Source organism: Bradyrhizobium sp. A5 (assembly GCF_042076515.1).
GTDB classification, from domain to species: Bacteria; Pseudomonadota; Alphaproteobacteria; order Rhizobiales; family Xanthobacteraceae; genus Bradyrhizobium; species Bradyrhizobium cosmicum.
Map to the genome: position 1 here is coordinate 4,895,739 of NZ_CP148990.1, position 19,250 is coordinate 4,914,988.

The following is a 19,250-nucleotide window of genomic DNA, read 5'->3' on the forward strand; positions in this document are numbered from 1 at the left end:
GCGCCGGGATGGATCACTCAATCCTCGTCGCTTGGGCCGCTTCGGCTTTTGTTGTGGCCCGGAGCTGCGGTCGACGGCGGCGTGAGAAATGCGTCGAAGCGCTCTTTCACGATCGCGTAGCACTCGCACGATGCCTCTTCCAGGGCCAGGCGATCCAGCACCTGAATCGCTCCCCGGCGATAGCTGATGAGACCCGCGGTCTGCATCGACTGCGCGGCCAGCGTCACGGATTTCCGATTGGCGCCTAGGATATGAGAGAGAAATTCGTGGGTGTAGGGAAGAGCTTCGCCCTCGGCCCTGTCGTGCATCATCAGAAGCCAGCGGCACATCCGCTCCTCCGTCGAATGCATCGTATTGCATGCGACCGTCTGCTGGACCTGCGACAGCAGCGTCTCCGAGTAGCTTACGAACAGATCGCGCACGTGCTCGCTGTTCCTGAATTCGTACTGCAACAGCTGGATGGGACAACGGACCGTATGGCCTGTGAGCTGGACGATGCACCGGTTGAAGGAGACCCGGCTGTACATGGCGGCGAACAGGCCGAACGCACCTTCGCGCCCGATATTCGCGGTCTCGATCGCCGCGCCATTTTCCAGCACGGTCAGCAGGGACAGCACGGAACCCTGGGGGAAATAGGCGTGCTGGAGCAGGCCTCCCGCGTCGCAGACCATCTCGCCAAGCTTGAACGAGATCGGCTCCAGATGGGGATCCAGTCGCTTGCGACTGGCGGGCTCCATCGCGCCCAGCAGCCGATTGCTCCGCAGATCATGGTCCGTTTGCACCAAGGCTCCATCTCGTTCCGGCTCCGCCTTCTGCGTCATCCGGACAACGGGCAGGTCGATAGGAGCGCGCGGGATCGGGACCATCACGTCGCACTCATCTGACAGATGAGTCTGAGCAAAAGCGCTCAGTCACCCGCGTTTGATAGCTTGAGCTCAGTCAATAGGAACCAATGATCGAAGTTTCTCGACCAATACCGACGCCTGGTACGGCTTTCCGAGGAAGCAGCTGTTCGTGGGGAGATCGGAGGATTGATGCCGCTGCCTGCCCGACACAACCAAAATCTTGATCGGCGGCCAGCGGTTACGCACCGCATGGGCCAGTTTCAGTCCGTCCATACTGCCGGGCATGTTGATATCCGTGAAGACCAGAGCGATGTCTGTGCGCGATTCCAGCAAGGCCACCGCTTCGTCCGCATCGCGGGCCTCGATCGCCGTGAAGCCCGCCTCCTCGACGACTTCGACGGCAAGCATCCGCAGCAGCGGTTCATCATCCACGACAAGGACGATTGGCAGTAATTTGCCGGCTGGGGCGCTCATCATTCGTCCAAATCCTTATCGACCCCGGTATCGTCAACCTCGGCATCATCCACCCCGGCATGGTCCTGGGCCGGTTCTTCCACCTCGCCAGACCATTGCCTTGCCATTCGCTCCCAATGTTCCCTCAAATCGGGGTCGCTCGTTTCCTTGGCGAGCTGCCTGAGATCCGAAGCCAAGCGCAGCCGCTCGAGCTCGGATTTACGATCGTTTTCTGAATGAGCCATGGTCCTCCGAAACCGGAGGTGAGTAGTCGCACACCGACGTTGCCGGTGTCGGTGGTCCAGACCACAGAGCCGAAGTCGCCACAGGAGCGAATGGAACTCGGAGAGTGAGCTATTTTGCTCAGACTCTCCGAAGGAAGGCAGCCACACTTCAGCTGAAACACACTCGAAGTTTGCCGGGCGCAACCTGTGTTCGGAGAATCGTATGCATGAGGGGCGTCAAGCGACCCAGGAATCCCGCGATACTTCGTCCGCCCCCCTCAGCCGGAACGAACTTCACTATCGGCTGCGGCAACAGTCCCTACTCGGCGAGTTCGGTCGCACAGCCATGCAGACCCGCAACTTGCGGGAAATTCTACAACGCGCCACCGAACTGTGCGCCATCGGATTGCAGGCGCCGTTCGTCAAGGTGCTTGAATATGAACCGGATGAAAAGCGTCTGATGGTGCGCGCGGGGGTCGGCTGGGCGCCTGGGACCATCGATGCCGTCTCACTCGCCGCCGACATCGGATCGCCTGCCGGCTATGCCTATCAGACAGGAACGCCCGTCATTTCGAACCATCTGGAAGCGGATACCCGCTTCCGCACGCCAAAGCTATTGGCGGATCACGGCATCAGGCGCGCCATCAACGTGCTGATCGAAAAAGGCGGAGAGGGTAAGGCCTTCTTCGGCGTGCTCGAAGTCGACAGCGCCGATCCCGGCCAGTTCGACCAGGACGACGTTCATTTCCTTACCGGCTTTGCCGGCCTGCTCGGGGTCGCGATCGAGCGTCAACAGGCCGATGCCAGGCTTCAAGAAGCGCTCAAGCACCAGGCGTTGCTGACGCGGGAGATGAGCCACCGCGTCAAGAACAGCCTCGCATCGGTTGTGGGCCTGCTCCGTGTCCAGGCGCGCAGCGCCCAGTCCCAGGATGTCACAAATGCGCTGCAGGACGCGAGTTTGCGGGTGTCGACCATTGCCGAGGTGCACGATCACCTCTGGCGCAGTTCGCACATCGGCTATGTCGAACTTGCGGACTTCATGACCGAGCTCTGCAAGAAGCTGCAGGGCAGCACCGAGGGGCACACTCTGCATTGCCACGCCGATTCAATGCTGCTTGCAGCCGACCACGCAATTCCCCTCGGACTCCTGATCAACGAACTGGTCACCAACGCGGTCAAATACGCCTATCCGGAAGGACCCGGCGACATCCAAGTTTCGGCCCGGGAAGTCGACGGACACCTGCACGTCGAAGTCTCCGACCAGGGGATCGGCCTTCCGGAATGGTTCGACATCGATCAGCCGCGGGCAAGCCTCGGCTTCAAGGTTGTCACGGGCATGGTGAGGCAGCTTCAGGGCCATCTTACGCTGTTGAAGGATCGACCCGGGACTCGTTTCCTGCTCGATCTGCCCATCCTATCCCAGCCACCGGGACCCGGTTCGGCTTGACCGACGCTTGCCCGTGGCGATCATTGCCATTCCAACTTTACTTGCGTCATGGCGACGCCGGAGGTCGCGAACTCCGCCGCACATAATCGTGAGCCGGACTGCAGCGCGCACGGCGGCTAGAGGATAATCGAGGAGCCAGATGCCCATCAGGCAGAGCCGTGCTAACCTGTCCAGGTTGTCGGATCGTCTGGCTGCCCCCGGCGAGCAGCAGGTCGCGGGTAGAAGCACAGCTCAATGAACAAGAACAATCGTGTGCTGTTTCTCTGCACCGGCAATTATTATCGAAGCCGCTATGCCGAAGAGGTCTTCAACCATCGCGTCGGCCTCGAAGGGCTGAACTGGGTCTCCTTCTCGCGAGCCGTGGCCGAAAGCCTCTCGCCGGAAAATGTTGGGCCGATCTCGCGCTATGCGCTGGAGGCCCTGCAAGCCAAGGGCATCGCACCGGGCGGCGCTGTGCGAGCCCCTGTGCTCTGTACCGTTGACGACTTCGCGGGGGCCGAGCTTGTCATCGCGCTGAAGGATGCCGAGCATCGCCCGATGGTCGAGCGCCGCTTTGCCGGCGTCGCCCATCGCGTTCAATACTGGGACGTGGATGATATCGAATATCTCGATCCCCCGACAGCGCTGGCGAAGATCGACGAACAGGTTGGCCTGCTGATCGGACGCCTGCAGATTCGCGCGCGATAACGGCAGGCCTTTTGCATATGGTGCACGGCGTGGCGGGGAGCTCGCCCGCGGCCATCCTTCGAGACGCCCGCCTGCGGCGGGCCCTCAGGATGAGGATATGCTATGCAGTGAGATGCCCACACTTCGATTGGCATTCTGCCTCATCCCGCGATACTGATCCATCGCGGCAAGAGATCAACATGCGCCGGCGCGACTGAACTTTCGTCAGATTGCATAAGAAAGACCAAGAAGGAATCCCATGAGCCAGACGCGGCGCGTTCTCTCGGCGCAGATTGCCCACGAGACCAACACTTTCTCGATCGTTCCGACCACGCTCGAGGACTATCGCAAGCGGCTATTTCTGCTGGATGCCGAGGTCGCCGCGGCGCTGGCCGACACCAGGATGGAAATCGCAGCGCATCTGGCCGCAGCCAAACGTTACGGCTGGAGCCTGGTGCAGCCGGTCGCCGCCTCAGCCACCCCATCCGGGAAGGTGACGGCCGAGTGCTGGACCGAACTGCAGCGCCTGGTCTACGCGGCCTGCGAAACGGGGCCGCTCGACGGCGTCATCCTCGCATTGCACGGCGCGATGGTGACCGAGAACGACGACGACGCCGAGGGTGCGCTGCTCGAAGGCTTGCGCAAGCGCCTGGGCGATAAGATCCCGATCGCGGTGACGCTCGACCTGCATGCCAACGTCACCGAACGGATGGGCCGGCTGGCCAACATCATGCTGCCCTACCGAACCTACCCGCATATCGACCAGTATGAGACGGCGTTCCGCGCCGCTGAACTGCTGCAGTCGGCGATGGACGGCACGATTCGCCCGAAAGTCTTCCGCCTGCAGGGACCTCTGCTCGAAGGATGCAATCACGGCCGGACCCAGGGCGGCGTGATGAGCGACCTGCTGGCGCGCGCCGCGGAGATGCAGACGCAAACGCCCGGCCTTCTGTCCGTCGACGTCTGCGCGGGTTTCAGCCGCTCAGACATTGCCGAGGTCGGCCCCAGCGTTCAGGTCACCTATGATGCCTCCCACAACGCCGCCGAGGCGGCCGCGCGGCAGGCCGCGGTCGCGCTCAACGACGAGATGTACGAGCGACGCGCCGAGGTCACCGTCACGGCGCTCGACTTGCCGGCCGCGACCAAGCTCGCCGTCGCAGCTGCAGCGGATGGCGCGGATACCCGCCCTCTCGTGATCGCCGACTTCAGCGACAACCCGGGTTCGGGCGCTTATGGCGACGGTGTCCGCCTGTTGGAGACGCTGCTGCAAGCCGAGGTGGAAAGCGTGCTGTTCGGCGTCCTCGGCGACCCCGACGCGGCGGCCCGCTGCCATGCCGCGGGCCTTGGCGCCAGCCTGGATGTCGTTGTCGGCGCCAAGCGCCATCCCGCCAGCTACGGACCTCCGCTCACGCTGACCGGGCGGGTGACCGGCCTGTCGGACGGCGCCTTCGTATGCGAGGGGCCGATGAATGCCGGCCAGCCCATGACGCTCGGGCCCGCGGCCCTGCTCGAGGTCAACGGCATCTCCATCGCGATTTCGACCAACACGCTGCAGACCTACGATCAGGAAATGTTCCGCATTCTCGGCGCAGAGCCGGCTCAATTCCGGATCGTCGCAGTCAAGTCCGCGCACCACTTCCGGGCTGCCTTCGGACCGATGGCCAAGGAGGTGATCCTGGCCGACAGCGGCGGCCTTGCCACCTTTGACCACACCAAGCTGTCCTACCGAAAAGCCCGTCGTCCGATCTGGCCGCTCGACGAGATCCCGGCGGCTTGACCTGCCCGCCCGGGCATCTGCTCGACGGCGCGCCGAAGATGCACCTGATCCGGCGCGTCGCCGATGCGGATGAAGCGCCTGCCCGTCATTTCCCGTCGAGGAAAGCGCGCACCTTGCTCACGGTCTGCGCCGGCTGCTCTTCCATGATCCAATGCCCGGAGCCGGTGATGATGCCGCCGTCGACCTTGGTGCCGACCTCGCGCAGGACCGCAGCCTGCTGGTCGCCAAAGGACTTTTCGGCGCCGAGGGCAAGGATCGGCATGTTCAGCTTGGTCGCGGCAAAAACCTTGTTGTCGGCGGCGTCCTTCCCGAATGCCGCGAACTGTTCGAAGGCGTAGTGCATGTTGCCGGGCCGGGCGTAGAGCTTCGCATAATGGTTGCGCGTCGCTTCGTCGATGGCCTTGGGATCGGCCGACAGCTCGTTGTAGAACCGGTCGAGATAGATGCGCTCGCGGCCCTTGACCAGACGGTCGACGTCAGGGCCGCGGAAATTGAAATGCCACAGCATGGGGCTTTTCAGGATTTCGTCCCAGGGCCCGATGCCGGGCAGCGGCGCATCGATGACGACCCATTTGGTGATGCGACCGGAATATTGCGCCGCCAGCGCATAGCCCACCATGTTGCCGATGTCGTGAGTCACGAGATCGGCTTTCTGGACATTGAGCTTGTCCATGACCATGGCGATGTCGACGCCCTGGTTTTTCTTGTCGTAGCCGCCCGCGGGTTGCGACGACAGCCCCATCCCGCGCAGGTCTGGAACGATCACGGTGTGGTCCTTGTAGAGCGCCTTGGCGAGCGGCGCCCACATGTCGCCGGTGTCGGCAAAGCCGTGCAGGAGGACGACCGCCGGTCCCTTTCCGCCGACGCGGACATGCAGGGTGACGCCGTTGACCGAAATACGCTCGATTCTGAAATCCCCGGGAAACGGCTCGACGGCCGCAAGGGCGGATCGGCCGCTCCAGACGATCAGGATCGTCAGGATGGAGGCGAAAATGGCCGCGATGGACCGCGCGCCGGAGGCCCGGCTGCCCGGGACGAAACTGTACATTGTTGACCTGCTCGCTGATGTGCCGAGCGCAACAACGTCGGCAGTGACGTACCAAAGAATCCGGTGCATCAAAGCACACCATGCTACCTTGCGACTAGATGCGAGCCCCGATTTTTGCGCGAACGCCCGGAAAGCTGTCCGCCTACGCCATCACCCCGCCGCGCTTGATCAGCGCCTTGCCCACCGCGGCCAGATGCACCTGATCCGGCCCGTCGCCGATGCGGATGAAACGGGCGTAGACATAGGCGCGGGCCAGGAAAGTATCCTGCGAGACACCGGCGGCGCCATGGATCTGGATGGCCCGGTCGATGACGCGGGCGGCCATGCTCGGCACCACGATCTTGGCGGCCGCGATCAAGTCGCGGGCGGCCTTGTTGCCTTCGCGGTCCATCCTGTCGGCGGCTTGCAGCGTGAGGAGGCGCGCCTGCGCGATTTCGCAGAACGAATTTGCGATGTCCTCCTTGACCGATCCCTGCTCGGCGAGCGGCTTGCCGAAGGCGACGCGGGAAACCGCACGCTGGCACGTCAATTCCAGCGCGCGCTGGGCGCAGCCGATCAGGCGCATGCAGTGATGGATGCGCCCGGGCCCGAGCCTGCCCTGCGCGATCTCGAAGCCGCGGCCTTCGCCGAGCAGGATGTTTTCTGCGGGCACACGCACATTCTCGTAGACGATCTCGGGGTGGCCGACCGGCGCGTCGTCATAGCCGTAGGTGAGCATGTCGCGAACGATGCGCACGCCCGGCGTGTTTCTGGGCACCAGGATCATGGATTGCTGGCGATGGCGGTCGGGATCGTCAGGCGCGGTCTTGCCCATCACGATCAGGATCTCACAATCCTCGTTCATCGCGCCCGAGGTGAACCACTTTCGTCCGTTGATGACGTAGCTGTCACCGTCGCGCTTGATCTCGCACTGGATGTTGGTGGCATCGCTGGAGGCGACCTGTGGCTCGGTCATCGAGAAGCCGGAGCGGATGCGCCCGTCCAAGAGCGGCTTCAGCCAGCGCTCCTGCTGCGCGGGCGTGCCGTAGTTCGCCAGCACCTCCATGTTGCCGACATCGGGCGCCGAGCAGTTGAAGACCTCCGGCGCCCAGAGGATACGGCCCATGATTTCCTTCACGGGCGCGTAGTCGAGGTTGGTCAGGCCCGGTCCGTGCTCGCCTGACAGGAACAGGTTCCAGAGCCCCTGCTCCCGCGCCAGCCGCTTCAGGTCCTGAAGAACCTGCGGCGTCCTGTAGCGCGTCGCTTCCGGCTTCACCTGCTCGTAATAGAGCTCCTCGACCGGCTCGACATGCGTCCGCATGAACTGGCGGACGCGCTCCTGAAGCTCCAGCGAACGTGCGGAGTGTTGAAAGTCCATTGTCGTCTCCAGTTCGCTGAACCGCGCCTCACGTCCCCCGCAGCAGCTCGCTGGCCACGACCCAGTCGTTGCCGTCGAACTGGAGCATGTAGCCGTCCTTGATCGGGCGGAAATCCTGCGGCGTCGTATTCAGCGTGATGCCCGGCAGCAGCAGCGACAGCGGCACGCTCTTCAGGTTCGCCGCCTGCGCCATGATGTTTTCGCGCGTCAGATTGTCCTTGCACTGCTTCAGCACCACCACCAGCGCCTCGGCAACCGTGTAGCCGTAGAGCGCGGCGACGTTGTTGATGTCGGCATTGGGCAGCCGCCTCTTCACGAAGTCGATATAGGCCGACATCGCCGGATCGTCCTTCGGCTCAGCCGTGAACGGCTTGAGCGAGCCGAGCGATAACACGCCCTTGCCGGCATCGAGACCCGCGGGCACCATCACGGTCGCCTTGTTGGCGCAGCCGGAGGCGAGGAAGCGCGTCGGCTGCCAGCCGACCTCATGGGCTTTGCGGATCGCCTGCGCGCAGGCGCGTGGCGTCACCGAATAGATCATGAAGACGTCCGCCTTGGTGTTCGCCAGCGTCAGCACCTGGGAATCGACGGTGGGATCGCTGACCTCGAAGCTCGAGGCCATCGCGATCGCCTTGTCTGCATCCGCACCAAGCGCTTCCTTGACGCCGCGAAGATATTCCTTGCCGGCATCGTCGTTCTGGTAGAGCACCGCGAAGCGCGCATTCGGGTTCTTGGCGCGGGCATAGGCGACGTCGATCGCGGCCTCGCTGGTGTAGTTCGGCGCCCAGGGCAGCGCCATCGACCACGGCATGTTGGCCGGGTCGTTCCATTTCGAGGCCGAGCTGATCAGGAACAGTTGCGGCACCTTGTTGCTGTTGAGATATTTTGCGATCGCCGAGCTCGGCGCGGTGCCCATGGTGGCGAAGATGAAGGCGACACCGTCGCCCTCGACGAGGCGCCGCGCGGCTTCCATGGTCTTGGGCGGCGAGAACGCGTCGTCGAGCGACATGAGATTGAGCTTGCGGCCGTTGACCCCGCCCTTCTCGTTGACCTCGTCGAAATAGGCAGCGATCACCCGGCCGGTGATGCCGAGCGGCGACGCCGGGCCGCTATAGGGCATGGTGTTGCCGATCTTGATCTCGGTGTCGCTGACGCCGGGACCGTAGGATTTTTGCGCGGAGACTGGTGTGGACAGGCAGACGGCAGCCAGCGCTGCGGCCAGGGCCAAAGCGGCTTTCATGGTTTCTCCCCAGTGATTATCATCCGCGCGGCAAGGCGAAGGCGCGGCGTGCTGCTTTTTGTCAGCGCGTCAGATCAGCGGAGTTCGCCAAGGCGGTCTTGCGTCGAGTTGCTGGTGAGCTAGTGGCGCTGCTTCAGGCTGAAGCCGAGGCTGATCCAGCCCGCGCCGGCCATGATCAGGTCGATGCCGAGGAACAGGCCAAGGATGTAGACGCTGTTGACAGGCCAGCGCGCCACGATCAGCAATCCGAGCAGCAGCGTGATGGCGCCCGAGAGCGCCACCCAGACCCACGGGCTTTCGCGCTTCATGCTGAAGGCGAGGAACAGCCGCACCGCGCCCGAGGCGATCAGCGAAGCGCCGAGGAAGAGCGTCAGCAGCACTGCCGCGAACAGCGGGTTCTCGAAGGTCAGGAAGCCCGCGACCACATAGAGCACGCCGAGCAAGGCCCAGATCAGGAACTTGCCCCAGCTCCTCATCTGGAACGCGCCGATGATCTCGGCCGCGCCGGCGACGATCATCATGGCGCCGACCACGATCACGCTCGCCACCGTCGCCATCACCACGCTGCCGAGCGCGACGAAGCCGGCGATGAGGTAAACGACACCGAGCGCGACGATCCAGCCCCATTTGGCATGCAGCGTCGCGATGCCGGAGCCGAGGCTTGAATGATGAGATGTATCCGAAGCACTTGTCATGACGCCACTCCTGCATGCGAAGCCCGGAGGCACAATTCAGGATAGCATGAACCGGACCGGAACGACAGCCAGCAGAGCAGCCCAGGCCGGCCGCAACATTGACGCAAATCAAGATCGAATGCGGCGTTTCAGCCGGGCCCCAGCTCCATCTCGAGCTCCGCTCTGAGATTGTCGAGGTCGCGGTTGATCGACGCAACGGCCAGCACGCGGCCCTCCTTGCGGTAACGCAGCAGGCAGTCTTGTTGGGCAATACTGCCGTCGATCTCGATGTCGTCATAGCTCTCGGCGTGACCGAGATAGCTGACCACCGTGTCATAATGCTGTGTCCAGAAGAACGGCACAGCGTCGAAACGCTCGCGCCGGCCCAGCATGTTGCGCGCGGCGGTCTGGCCTTGCCGCTCCGCCACCACCCAATGCTCGACGCGAATGTTCCGGCCCGAGCGCGGATCGGGCCAGCGCGCGATGTCGCCCGCGGCAAAGATGCCCGATGAGCTGGTTTCGAGATATTCGTTCACACTGACACCGTGATCGGCGACAAGACCCGCCTGCTCGGCAAGCGCAACACGCGGCTTGACGCCGATGCCGACCACGACGAGATCAGCCTCGATCACCGTACCGCTCTTCAGCGTCGCGCGCGTGCCGTCGAGCTTCTCGACCGTGTCCTTCAGGTGGAATTTGACGCCGTTCTTTTCGTGCAGTGCGCGAATGAAGTCGCCCATATCGGGGCCAAGCACCTTCTGCATCGGCCGTTCATCGGGCGCGACAACGTGCACCTCGAGCTTGCGAGCCCTCAAAGACGCCGCGACCTCAAGGCCGATGAAGCTGGCACCTATCACCAGCACGCGTTTTGCATTGCCCGCCGCGTTGATGATGGCTTTGCTGTCGGCAACGGAGCGCAAGGTGTGGACATGCGGCTGGTCCGCGCCGGGGATCTGGAGTTTCACCGGCTCCGCACCAGTGGCCAGCAGCAGACGATCGAACGGCAGCTTGTCGCCGTTGTCGAGCATGACGATGCGCGCCTTCGGATCAATCGCGGCGACATTGGTTTCAAGTCGAAGGTCGATGGCTGTGTCCTTGTAATAATCCTTAGGGCGCAACGGCAGGTAATCCTCCGGCGCATTGCCCGCGAGATAGTCCTTGGAGAGGTTGGGCCGGTCGGCCGGCGTCGCACGGTCATTGCTGAGCATCGTGATGCTGCCGGCAAAACCCTCGCGCCGAAGCATCTCGGCCGCCGCAAAACCGGCCCCGCCGCCGCCGATGATGACGAATTTCTCCTGTGTCGGTGCTGCGCGGTGGGGCGCTGGCGGCTCCGGCATCTCGCGCTTGCGCTGAACGACGACCCTGTCCCCATCTCGCGTCACCTCCCACACGGCCAGTGTGCTCAGTGCCGGCGCACGCGTGGCCGCGCCGGTCCGCAGGGAAAAGCAGGCGTGATGCCAGGGGCAGCGGATCGTGTCGCCAACCACCAGCCCGTCGGCGAGGGGACCGTGCCAATGGCTGCACTCGGGCTCGATCGCGAAGATCTCGCTGCCCGCCTGCACCAGCAGAACATCCTCGTCGCCGACATGGCCGAGCAGCTTGCTGTCCCTGAAATCAGTGTGTGAAACACCCTTGGTCAGATCGGGCCCGCTGGGCTTCTTCTCGTTCATGGCCATCTCCTTCGCATCTTAACGGGCAGCTCTGGATTTGGACGGCTGGACCAGCGAAAAGTTCCTGCGATTGCGAAAATCAGGACCCGGCAGCCGCCTCGCGCACATCCAGCACGGCCTGCGCCCATTCGGCGGGCCGTTCCTGCGGCAGGTTGTGGCCGGCGCCGGTGAACACGCGCCGCTCGAAAAATCCCTCGAACTTCTTCGCATGATGGGCGGTGCCGGGATTGACGCCGTCGCTGTCGCCGTCGATCGCAATGGCCGGCACGCGCACCGGCGGCTGGACGGCGAGTTCTGCCTCGATCGCAGCATAGGCGGGATCCCCCGCGACCAGCGCGTAGCGGTGGCGGTAGGAATGGATCACGACGTCGACGAAATCGGGATTGTCGAACGACGCCGCGCTCCTTTCGAAGGTCGCGTCGTCAAATGCCCAGGTCGGCGACCACATCGCCCAGAGCTGGCGCGCGAAGCCGCGGCGGTTGCGCTCGAGCGCGCGGCGGCCGCGCTCGTTGTGAAAGAGATATTGATACCAGAGCGCCGCTTCCTCCGGCGGCGAAGCCGGCTCCATTGCACGGGCGATGTTCTGGATGTTGTAGGAATTGCCGGTGACGAGTCCGATCACGCGCTCGGGATACAGCACCGAGACGACGCAGGCCGCGCGCCCACCCCAGTCATAACCGCTGACGACTGCGCGTTCGATGCCAAGCGCGTCCATGAAAGCGAGCAGATCGGCGCCCAGCGCCGCCTGCTCACCGGAGCGCAAAGTGGAAGTTGAACGAAACCGCGTCGGCCCGTAGCCGCGCAACCAGGGCACCAGCACCCGCGCGCCCGCTTGCGCCAGGATCGGCGCGGCCTCGGCATAGGCGTTCACGTCATAGGGAAAGCCGTGGCCCATGATGCAGGGCCAGCCATCGGGCGGGCCGTAGTCGAGATAGGCTATGTCGAGGATTTCGGTGGTGACGGATTTGTGTTGCATGCGACCTTTTCCGGCAGGGATGCGAGGTCGCAGCTTAAGCCTTCAAGAGTATGGCACTCAAGCGTCCGGTGTGCGTTCAGGCCGCAGCGACCGGCCTGCGCATGGCGTGCGCATGCTGCGCTTCAGCAGGCTCCGCGACCTTCTGCTCGTCGATCATCCGGTTGATGACATCGACCGGCATCGGCTTGCCGAACAGATAGCCCTGCACGCTGTCGCAGCCCTCCGCGCGCAGGAAATCGAGATGACGCGTGGTCTCGACGCCCTCGGCCAGCACGGGGATGTTGAGACTGCGCCCGAGCAGCAGCGTCGCCTTGACGATCGCCGCCGCATGCACGCTGGTCTCGACCGCCTGGACGAAGCTCTTGTCGACCTTGATCTTGTCGAACGGAAAGGCCTGGAGCGTCGACAGCGAGGAATAGCCGGTGCCGAAATCGTCCATCGCGACGGTCACGCCGATGTTCTTCAGGGCGAGCACGACCTGGAGCGCATGCTGACGGTCGGCGATGATGCCGCTCTCGGTCAGTTCGATCTCCAGACGCGCCGGCTGCAGCCCGGTCTCCTTCAGAATTTCCGTCACCCGCCGCGGCAGGTCGTGGTTGAGCTGCATCGGCGCAACGTTCACCGCGACCTTGAACGGCAGGCGCCACCGGGTGGCGGTCTGGCAGGCCGTCCGCATTACCCAGTCGCCGATCTCGATGATCAGGCCGGTCTCTTCCGCGATCGGAATGAAGGCATCCGGCGGGATGCGTCCCTTCTGCGGGTGGTTCCAGCGGATCAAGGCTTCGAAACCGACGATCCCTCCGGTCTGCGTATCGTTCTGAACCTGATAGTAGAGCTCCAGCTCGTTGCCGATCAGTGCGCGCTTGAGATCGATCGCAAGCTCGGCGCGGGCGCGGCTGGCCTCGTCCATCGACGGCTCATAGGTGCAGATCTTGCCGCGGCCGAGGCTCTTTGCACGATACATCGCAAGGTCGGCGCGCTGGGTGAGACACTCGCCGGTCTGCCCGTGCTCGGGAAACAGGGCAACGCCGATGCTGCAACCGACTGCCAGCGTCTGATGCTGCCACTCGACCGGCTCGAGCACGACCTTGCGCAGCCGCTCGGCGAACTTCACCGCCTCGCCCCGCGCGAAGATCTCGCTCTTGACGGCGACGAATTCGTCACCGCCGATCCGGGCCAGGAATTCGCCCTCCTGCAATTCGCCGGAGATGCGCCGTGCCACCTGCTGCAGCAGATAGTCACCGCCGATATGGCCGTGGACGTCGTTGATGTCCTTGAAGCGATCGAGATCGATCGCCAGTACGACGACGCGCGCGGTGTCGTCGCCGCGTCCAGCCAGCAGATCGTGCAGCCGCTGCGCCAAGCCGTTGCGGTTCGGCAAACCGGTCAGCGGATCGTGCATCGCCAGTTGCTTGTAACTTTCGGTCGCTTCGTTGGCGGCCTGCAAGTCGATCGCGTAGGCCGAGGCTCCCATCGCCATCATCAGGCTGACGCCGACGATGACACTGGTGATCATGAACGTGTCGGACAGGGTCTGCGGCGGCACGGCCAGGTCGAAGACCGGATATATCGTCACGGCGGCCATGCCGGTGAAATGCAACGAGACGATCGCCAGGATCATCGCGAGCGTGCCGCCATATTTGCAGAAGCGCGTGATCGGCCGCGCAATGCGGTTCGCGGCCACAGCGCCAAAGCCCGCCGCGAACACGACAGACAGTGCAACGAGCGGGTAGTTCCAGCCGAGCACGCCTGGAATCTCGAACCCCGCCATCCCGGTGTAGTGCATCGCGGCGATGCCGAGACCGAAGATCGCGCCGCCGCCCTCGATCTCGGGCCCGAGCCGGGTGCGGGTCGTCATGAAGAACCCCACCCAGGCCAGGATCACGGCGATCATCAGCGAAGCAAACGACAGCGCCGGCTCAAAGGCGCGCGCGACCGGCGCATTGTAGCCGAGCATGGCCGCAAAATGGGTGGTCCAGACGGTGCCGCCCGCAACCAGTCCTGACAGGAACAGCAGATGCAGCCGCCGCATGCCGGTATTGCGACGAACTCGCGCCAACAGCCGCATCGACAGCAGGGAGCCCAGCACGCAGACGAGGGCCGCAGCTGTGACGTAGCTGAGGTCATGCTGCTCAGGCAGACAGGTCAGGGCTTGCCACATCGAATGATTTCTCCCGAACGCGAGATACGGGCTGGGCGTGAAAACGGATCAGGGCGGGTCAATTGTTGGTTAGAAAAGTGCGAATGGCGGCCCGGAGCATGAGGCGCAGGCGGGTCATCGAGCCACGGGGGCCCTTAAGTGCCGGTTAGGACGGCGCTCCGGTCCCGGCTTCAAAGGGAACAAACCGGAAGCAGGATGAAGATGGGGTGAGCGGCCGTTGCATCACTGACGGCAACTGGAACCCCGCTTGTCGCAGGGCGGGCGAACGCCTAAGACATGACCACCCGGCAGGTGATCCAAACGGCGGCGTCCATCGTTTCCGAGCGGATACACCAACCGAGGCTTCATGAACGCCGGTCTTCCAGCCCTGAGCAGGTCCGTACGGAGCAGGCCCTCCGTGCCCGCTCGTCGCTGGATCCGGTTGCAACGGACACCATTGGAAAGGCCCAAGGCGACGGTGGAATGGGCTGAATTGATCGGACGTGTCGCGGCCCATGGCGATCGCGATGCCTTCAGGCTTCTGTTCGAGCATTTTGCTCCTCGCGTGAAGGGCCTCCTGATGAAGATCGGGACGGACGCCGACACCGCGGAGGAAATTGCGCAGAGCACGCTGCTTGCCGTCTGGCGCAAGGCGGCTCAATTCGATCCGTCGTCCGGCGGCGCAGCCGCGTGGATCTTCACCATCGCGCGGAATCTGCGCATCGACGCGGCGAGGCGCGCGGTGCGCCAGGCGCGTGCCGACCAGCCCGGCCTCATCGATAACGCTGACGACATCGTGGACTCGCCGGAGATCCTCATGGCCAGGGGCGAGGATGTGTCGCGCGTCGCGGCAGCGCTGCTTCGCCTGTCGGAGGAGCAATCCAGGGTGGTCCGGATGTCGTTCATTGAGGAGCGCCCACATGCCGAGATCGCCGAGAGTCTCGGCATTCCCCTGGGAACCGTGAAATCGCGCATCCGACTGGCCATGAGCCGCCTGCGAGACCTGCTGGACGAACCGACATGACCATCAGCCACCACCCACCGGATGAACTGCTTGCCGACTTCGCAACGGGCCGACTCGACGAGGCCGATCATCTCGTTGTCGCCGTGCACGTCGCGCAGTGCCCGGCGTGCCGCCGCTTTGCCGGGGCGATGGAACATCTGGCCGGCGCCGCGCTCGAGGAGACCGCACCGGTTGCGATGAAGGCCGATGCGTTCGCGGCGATCATGGCGAAGCTCGACGAGCCGCAGCCGGCGCCGCGCGCCGATGTCCCGCCCCCCTCCGCGCTTCCGGACGAGGATTTGCCGGAGCTCCTGCGCCGCTGCCGGTTCGGCAAGCAGCGCCGCGTGGCACCGGGCCTCAAGCTTCAGCCGATCATTCTGCCGAGCGCGAAACAATCGCGCGCGTTCCTGCTGTGGTCCGCGCCGGGCGCACGCATGCTGCAACACTCGCACTCGGGAACGGAGCTGACCTGCGTGTTGAAGGGCAGCTTCAGTCACGAAGCCGGCCGCTACGGTCCCGGCGATTTCGACTTCGGCGACGGCGAGGTCGATCATCAGCCGGTCGTGGGGCCGGAAGAGCCTTGCCTGTGCCTGGTCGCCATGACCGGAGACCTCGAACTGCATGGACTGCTTGGCAGGCTGATTTCGCCTTTCGTCCGACTTTAAGCGCGGCCTCCGGTCGCGGAGGTGATCCAGCGCCGCACAACGATCGTTTCCTAGCTGACTGATGCCGGAGACGAAGCATGAGCTGCGGTCGCGCCGTTCAAAAGGATGCAAGCATCGAGCGTTTGAGCGCCCTGCTCCGGCGCGCCGGAAACGGCGACCAGCGGGCCTTTGCGGAATTGCATGCGTCGACGCGAAACAGGTTGCGCAAGACCGCGCTGTCGGTGTCGCCGTCGATCGTCGATCTCGACGACCTGCTTCAGGAAGCCTATCTGAAGATCTGGAAACACGCCGCGAGTTTCGATCCTGAGCGCGCCTCGCCCATCACGTGGATGTGCACGATCATGCGCAACACCACTATCGACGCGCTTCGGCTCAAGCAGGTGGCCACGGCGGATCTGGACGAGGCCTTGTTCGTGCCCGACGCCGGGGGTCGGGATTCCGACCCGTTCGACTACGATCTGGTTCAGCCGATCGCGGCTGGTGTTCTCGACAGACTTCCACGGGATCGCCGGCATCTGCTCTCGCTTGCCTATCTCGAGGGTGAAAGCCGGCTGAGCCTGTCGCGGCGCTTTGGCGTGCCCGTCGGCACGATCAAGACCTGGCTGCATCGGACGCTTGCCTCGGTCCGCGCCGATTGCCTGGCTTGTGCGTCAGGCGCGGCCGCGCCTCATCCGATCGCCTCGCCGCCGACGGCCGGATGACCCGAGCCGCGGCTCAGTTGAGCAAGAAAATGCTGGCGTTGAGCAGGGTGGCAAATGCCACCCAGGCAAGGTAGGGCACGAACAGCGCCGCGGCCACCCGATCGGCCTGCCAGCGCTCGACGATGAATCCGATGATCGCCAGCAGCATCGCGACAATCACGGCCAGCGCGACGCCAGTTCGATGCCACGTGAAGAACACCGGCGACCAGATGAAATTCAGCAGCATCTGCGCGGTCCAGAGCAGCATGGCCGCGCCCCGCGGCGCCCGCGCCCAGGTCCGCGCGCCGGCGAGCGCGATCAGCAGGTAGATCAAGGACCATACCGGCGCGAAAACCCAGTTCGGAGGATTGAACGGCGGCTTGGTCAGCCCGGCGTACCAGGCCCCGGGCAGGTTTGTGCTGCCGATGGCGAAGCCGATCCCGAAGACGACCAGGACGAATAGAGCCGCTCTTGCATAGGTTACCATCAGCCAACGCCGCGCGTGATCGAGACAGGTGTCATCTCTTCAAACGCTGCAGCGGCAGGATTGGATCACCCAGGGGTCGCGGATCGAGGTGCTCCGTCCGGCCCTTATTTCTGGGGGCCTGACAGCGAAATCTCGCGCTCGGCGCGGAAGACGTTGCTGTAGAGGTTGGCGATCCATTGCCGGCCGATCTCGGTCTTGTTGAGATAACCGATCTCGGTCTGGATGTGCGGTGCGACGCTGTTCCAGTAGAACTGTGGATAGCGGTTCACGATGTCTGCGGGCGAGTCGTAGCCGAGTTGCCGGTTCATGCCGACCTCCTCGAACTCGTAATAGAGCGCGTTGGCCTTGCGCAGATAATTGGGATCGCCGAGCTGGCCGATGAAATCGGCAGCGCGCAGGATCGAGGCGTCCTCGTCGTAGTCCTGGCCCTCGCGGGCCGGAAAACGCGTGCCCTCGATGGCGCGGGCAATGCGCTCGCTGTCGAGCCCCTCGACCGGCCGTAGCCGCTGCTCTACGTATAGCTTCGATCGGTCGACGTGATACATCATCAGACTGGCATCCGATGCACCCCGCGGCAGAGAGACCTTGTTGCCCGCCGCGTCGATCACGAAGCCGTCCTCGTCGTCGTCCTCGAACAGGCCACGGACGTAGCCGATGTCGTGGGCGAGGCAGGCGACGAGGATGTGGGTGTAATCCTCCGCCGAGAGGTGTCCGTGCAGATGGCGGCCCTGGAGGATCGCCTGGCCCGCCAGCGTCACCAGCATGGTATGCTCGATATTGTGGTAGAGTGCGTCGCTGTTGCCGATGCACTCCAGTGCCGTGCGCGTCGCCCCCTCTACGATCCTTGCGGAGTCCTCGTCGTAGCGCCGACGCATGAACGTGCCCAGCAACTTCTCCAGGGATTCGGCCGCCAGTCTTGGCAACGTGATCATGGATTCAGCCCCGTTTGTCGGTGGTGTCCCACGCGTTCTCCCGACGCCCCGCTCTTGTCCTCGACGCAGAGGCCAGCATAGCCCATCTTGGGCCGCCTGACCAAATCCCGGGAACCCAAATTTGGCAATATGTTACAATCCCGCTGCGCAACATCCCGGTTGAGGTCGCATTTCGTCACACCTTGAGGGTGGGCAGGAAACGGTCCCGGTCCGACCGCCCCTTCAAGGCGCAGCCAGGATGTCGGCGCCGTCGGCCGAGGGCGACAGACTTCTGGCCAGATAGAACAATTCGACCAGTTTGCCGCGTCTGCCGGCCAACGAGAAGATGTATTCGGGCGACTCCGCCTTGATTTCCGCGATCGCCACCTTGGCGATGCGATCGACGCGGCTCGAGCTGTGCTCCCAGACAAACCCGACACCGAGCCGATTGGCGACCGCCTCCAGCATGCCCTCCCGCGTGTTGACGATGATCGCTGGACTTGCGCGCAGATTGACGGCGCGAAACGCCCTGTCCACGGCACGCTGGGTCGACGAATCCCGGGTGCGAAAGACCAGCGGATACTGCATCAGGCTGGCGACCGACACGCGCGATTCACGGCTCAGGTCGTGAACGGGATGGCAGATCGCGACGACGCGCTGGTCGACCACGGCCGCCATGATCGCCGACCAGCTTCCGATCTCGATGTTGATCTGAATCTTTAGATGCAGATTGCGAAAGGCCGCGATCAGCACCATGCGCGGCATGGCGTTGCCGATTGGGGCGATCTTCCTGACTATCAATGCGTGGTTGTTCTCCGAGACCAGGCTGCTGAGCGCGTCCGACCTGCCGCAGGCCTATGGCGTCGTCTTTTTCGGGGACGACTACGTGACCGTGCACATGGTGGAATTCGGCTACGACGGTCCCATCCGCATCGAAGGTTCACCCGACTACCATGCCTGGGACCGCGAAACCATGGTGCGATGATC

General features: G+C 63.9%; 20 protein-coding genes. 7 read left to right on the top strand and 13 right to left on the bottom strand.

Annotated elements, in window-relative coordinates; all coding sequences use genetic code 11:
* Window positions 1-17 precede the first annotated feature (17 nt).
* The 3 genes from WHZ77_RS23410 to WHZ77_RS23420 all read right to left on the bottom strand — a co-directional run bounded on the left by WHZ77_RS23410 (window position 18) and on the right by WHZ77_RS23420 (window position 1,543).
* Window positions 18-737 carry a Crp/Fnr family transcriptional regulator gene (locus WHZ77_RS23410; protein ID WP_375314798.1) on the bottom strand — a complete coding sequence of 240 codons (720 nt, stop codon included), beginning with the start codon at window positions 735-737 and terminating at the stop codon, window positions 18-20.
* 198 nt (window positions 738-935) lie between these two features.
* The gene (locus WHZ77_RS23415; RefSeq protein WP_375310106.1) at window positions 936-1,322 is read right to left on the bottom strand and encodes a response regulator; all 387 of its coding nucleotides are present in this window, start codon (window positions 1,320-1,322) and stop codon (window positions 936-938) included.
* Window positions 1,319-1,543, bottom strand: coding sequence for a hypothetical protein (locus WHZ77_RS23420; RefSeq protein WP_375310107.1), 225 nt, complete (start codon window positions 1,541-1,543; stop codon window positions 1,319-1,321). The genes WHZ77_RS23415 and WHZ77_RS23420 overlap by 4 nt, the downstream gene beginning before the upstream one ends.
* Window positions 1,544-1,745: 202 nt before the next feature.
* Here WHZ77_RS23420 and WHZ77_RS23425 point away from each other — a divergent pair, with 202 nt between their 5' ends.
* From WHZ77_RS23425 to WHZ77_RS23435, 3 genes are all read left to right on the top strand, one after another.
* Complete coding sequence (locus tag WHZ77_RS23425) at window positions 1,746-2,969, top strand: sensor histidine kinase (RefSeq protein ID WP_375310108.1); 1,224 nt, start codon at window positions 1,746-1,748, stop codon at window positions 2,967-2,969.
* A gap of 234 nt (window positions 2,970-3,203) precedes the next feature.
* On the top strand, window positions 3,204-3,656 hold the full coding sequence (locus WHZ77_RS23430; RefSeq protein ID WP_375310109.1) for a low molecular weight phosphatase family protein: 453 nt from the start codon (window positions 3,204-3,206) through the stop codon (window positions 3,654-3,656).
* Window positions 3,657-3,894: 238 nt separating this feature from the next.
* Complete coding sequence (locus WHZ77_RS23435) at window positions 3,895-5,412, top strand: M81 family metallopeptidase (protein WP_375310110.1); 1,518 nt, start codon at window positions 3,895-3,897, stop codon at window positions 5,410-5,412.
* Window positions 5,413-5,497: 85 nt separating this feature from the next.
* Here the strand turns inward: WHZ77_RS23435 and WHZ77_RS23440 are convergent, their stop codons facing one another.
* The 7 genes from WHZ77_RS23440 to WHZ77_RS23470 form a co-directional block, all read right to left on the bottom strand.
* On the bottom strand, window positions 5,498-6,460 hold the full coding sequence (locus WHZ77_RS23440) for an alpha/beta fold hydrolase (RefSeq protein ID WP_375310111.1): 963 nt from the start codon (window positions 6,458-6,460) through the stop codon (window positions 5,498-5,500).
* Between the two features lie 142 nt (window positions 6,461-6,602).
* Entirely contained in the window at window positions 6,603-7,817 is a 1,215-nt protein-coding gene (locus WHZ77_RS23445) for an acyl-CoA dehydrogenase family protein (protein ID WP_375310112.1), read from the bottom strand.
* Window positions 7,818-7,845: 28 nt separating this feature from the next.
* Window positions 7,846-9,057, bottom strand: a complete 1,212-nt coding sequence (locus WHZ77_RS23450) for an ABC transporter substrate-binding protein (protein ID WP_375310113.1) — start codon at window positions 9,055-9,057, stop codon at window positions 7,846-7,848.
* Between the two features lie 119 nt (window positions 9,058-9,176).
* Window positions 9,177-9,752, bottom strand: a complete 576-nt coding sequence (locus WHZ77_RS23455) for an HdeD family acid-resistance protein (protein WP_375310114.1) — start codon at window positions 9,750-9,752, stop codon at window positions 9,177-9,179.
* Window positions 9,753-9,880: 128 nt separating this feature from the next.
* Window positions 9,881-11,407, bottom strand: a complete 1,527-nt coding sequence (locus tag WHZ77_RS23460) for an FAD-dependent oxidoreductase (protein WP_375310115.1) — start codon at window positions 11,405-11,407, stop codon at window positions 9,881-9,883.
* 73 nt (window positions 11,408-11,480) lie between these two features.
* Entirely contained in the window at window positions 11,481-12,377 is an 897-nt protein-coding gene (locus WHZ77_RS23465; RefSeq protein WP_375310116.1) for an alpha/beta fold hydrolase, read from the bottom strand.
* A 76-nt stretch (window positions 12,378-12,453) separates the two neighbouring features.
* On the bottom strand, window positions 12,454-14,538 hold the full coding sequence (locus WHZ77_RS23470; protein ID WP_375310117.1) for a putative bifunctional diguanylate cyclase/phosphodiesterase: 2,085 nt from the start codon (window positions 14,536-14,538) through the stop codon (window positions 12,454-12,456).
* Window positions 14,539-14,995: 457 nt separating this feature from the next.
* Here WHZ77_RS23470 and WHZ77_RS23475 point away from each other — a divergent pair, with 457 nt between their 5' ends.
* The 3 genes from WHZ77_RS23475 to WHZ77_RS23485 all read left to right on the top strand — a co-directional run bounded on the left by WHZ77_RS23475 (window position 14,996) and on the right by WHZ77_RS23485 (window position 16,886).
* A complete protein-coding gene (locus WHZ77_RS23475; RefSeq protein ID WP_375314799.1) occupies window positions 14,996-15,541 on the top strand; it encodes a sigma-70 family RNA polymerase sigma factor in 546 nt (181 codons plus the stop codon).
* Complete coding sequence (locus WHZ77_RS23480; RefSeq protein ID WP_375310118.1) at window positions 15,538-16,185, top strand: ChrR family anti-sigma-E factor; 648 nt, start codon at window positions 15,538-15,540, stop codon at window positions 16,183-16,185. Before WHZ77_RS23475 ends, WHZ77_RS23480 begins: the two co-directional genes overlap by 4 nt.
* Window positions 16,186-16,385: 200 nt before the next feature.
* Window positions 16,386-16,886 carry a sigma-70 family RNA polymerase sigma factor gene (locus WHZ77_RS23485; protein WP_375310119.1) on the top strand — a complete coding sequence of 167 codons (501 nt, stop codon included), beginning with the start codon at window positions 16,386-16,388 and terminating at the stop codon, window positions 16,884-16,886.
* 13 nt (window positions 16,887-16,899) lie between these two features.
* Here the strand turns inward: WHZ77_RS23485 and WHZ77_RS23490 are convergent, their stop codons facing one another.
* The 3 genes from WHZ77_RS23490 to WHZ77_RS23500 all read right to left on the bottom strand — a co-directional run bounded on the left by WHZ77_RS23490 (window position 16,900) and on the right by WHZ77_RS23500 (window position 19,028).
* A complete protein-coding gene (locus WHZ77_RS23490) occupies window positions 16,900-17,352 on the bottom strand; it encodes a TspO/MBR family protein (protein ID WP_375310120.1) in 453 nt (150 codons plus the stop codon).
* A gap of 104 nt (window positions 17,353-17,456) precedes the next feature.
* Window positions 17,457-18,284 carry a metal-dependent phosphohydrolase gene (locus WHZ77_RS23495; RefSeq protein ID WP_375310121.1) on the bottom strand — a complete coding sequence of 276 codons (828 nt, stop codon included), beginning with the start codon at window positions 18,282-18,284 and terminating at the stop codon, window positions 17,457-17,459.
* Between the two features lie 222 nt (window positions 18,285-18,506).
* The gene (locus WHZ77_RS23500) at window positions 18,507-19,028 is read right to left on the bottom strand and encodes a LysR family transcriptional regulator substrate-binding protein (RefSeq protein WP_375310122.1); all 522 of its coding nucleotides are present in this window, start codon (window positions 19,026-19,028) and stop codon (window positions 18,507-18,509) included.
* On the opposite strand from WHZ77_RS23500, the gene WHZ77_RS23505 reads away from it, so the two are divergent.
* Window positions 19,018-19,248: a hypothetical protein gene (locus WHZ77_RS23505; RefSeq protein WP_375310123.1), complete on the top strand. Its 231-nt coding sequence runs from the start codon at window positions 19,018-19,020 to the stop codon at window positions 19,246-19,248. The genes WHZ77_RS23500 and WHZ77_RS23505 overlap by 11 nt on opposite strands.
* Window positions 19,249-19,250 lie beyond the last annotated feature (2 nt).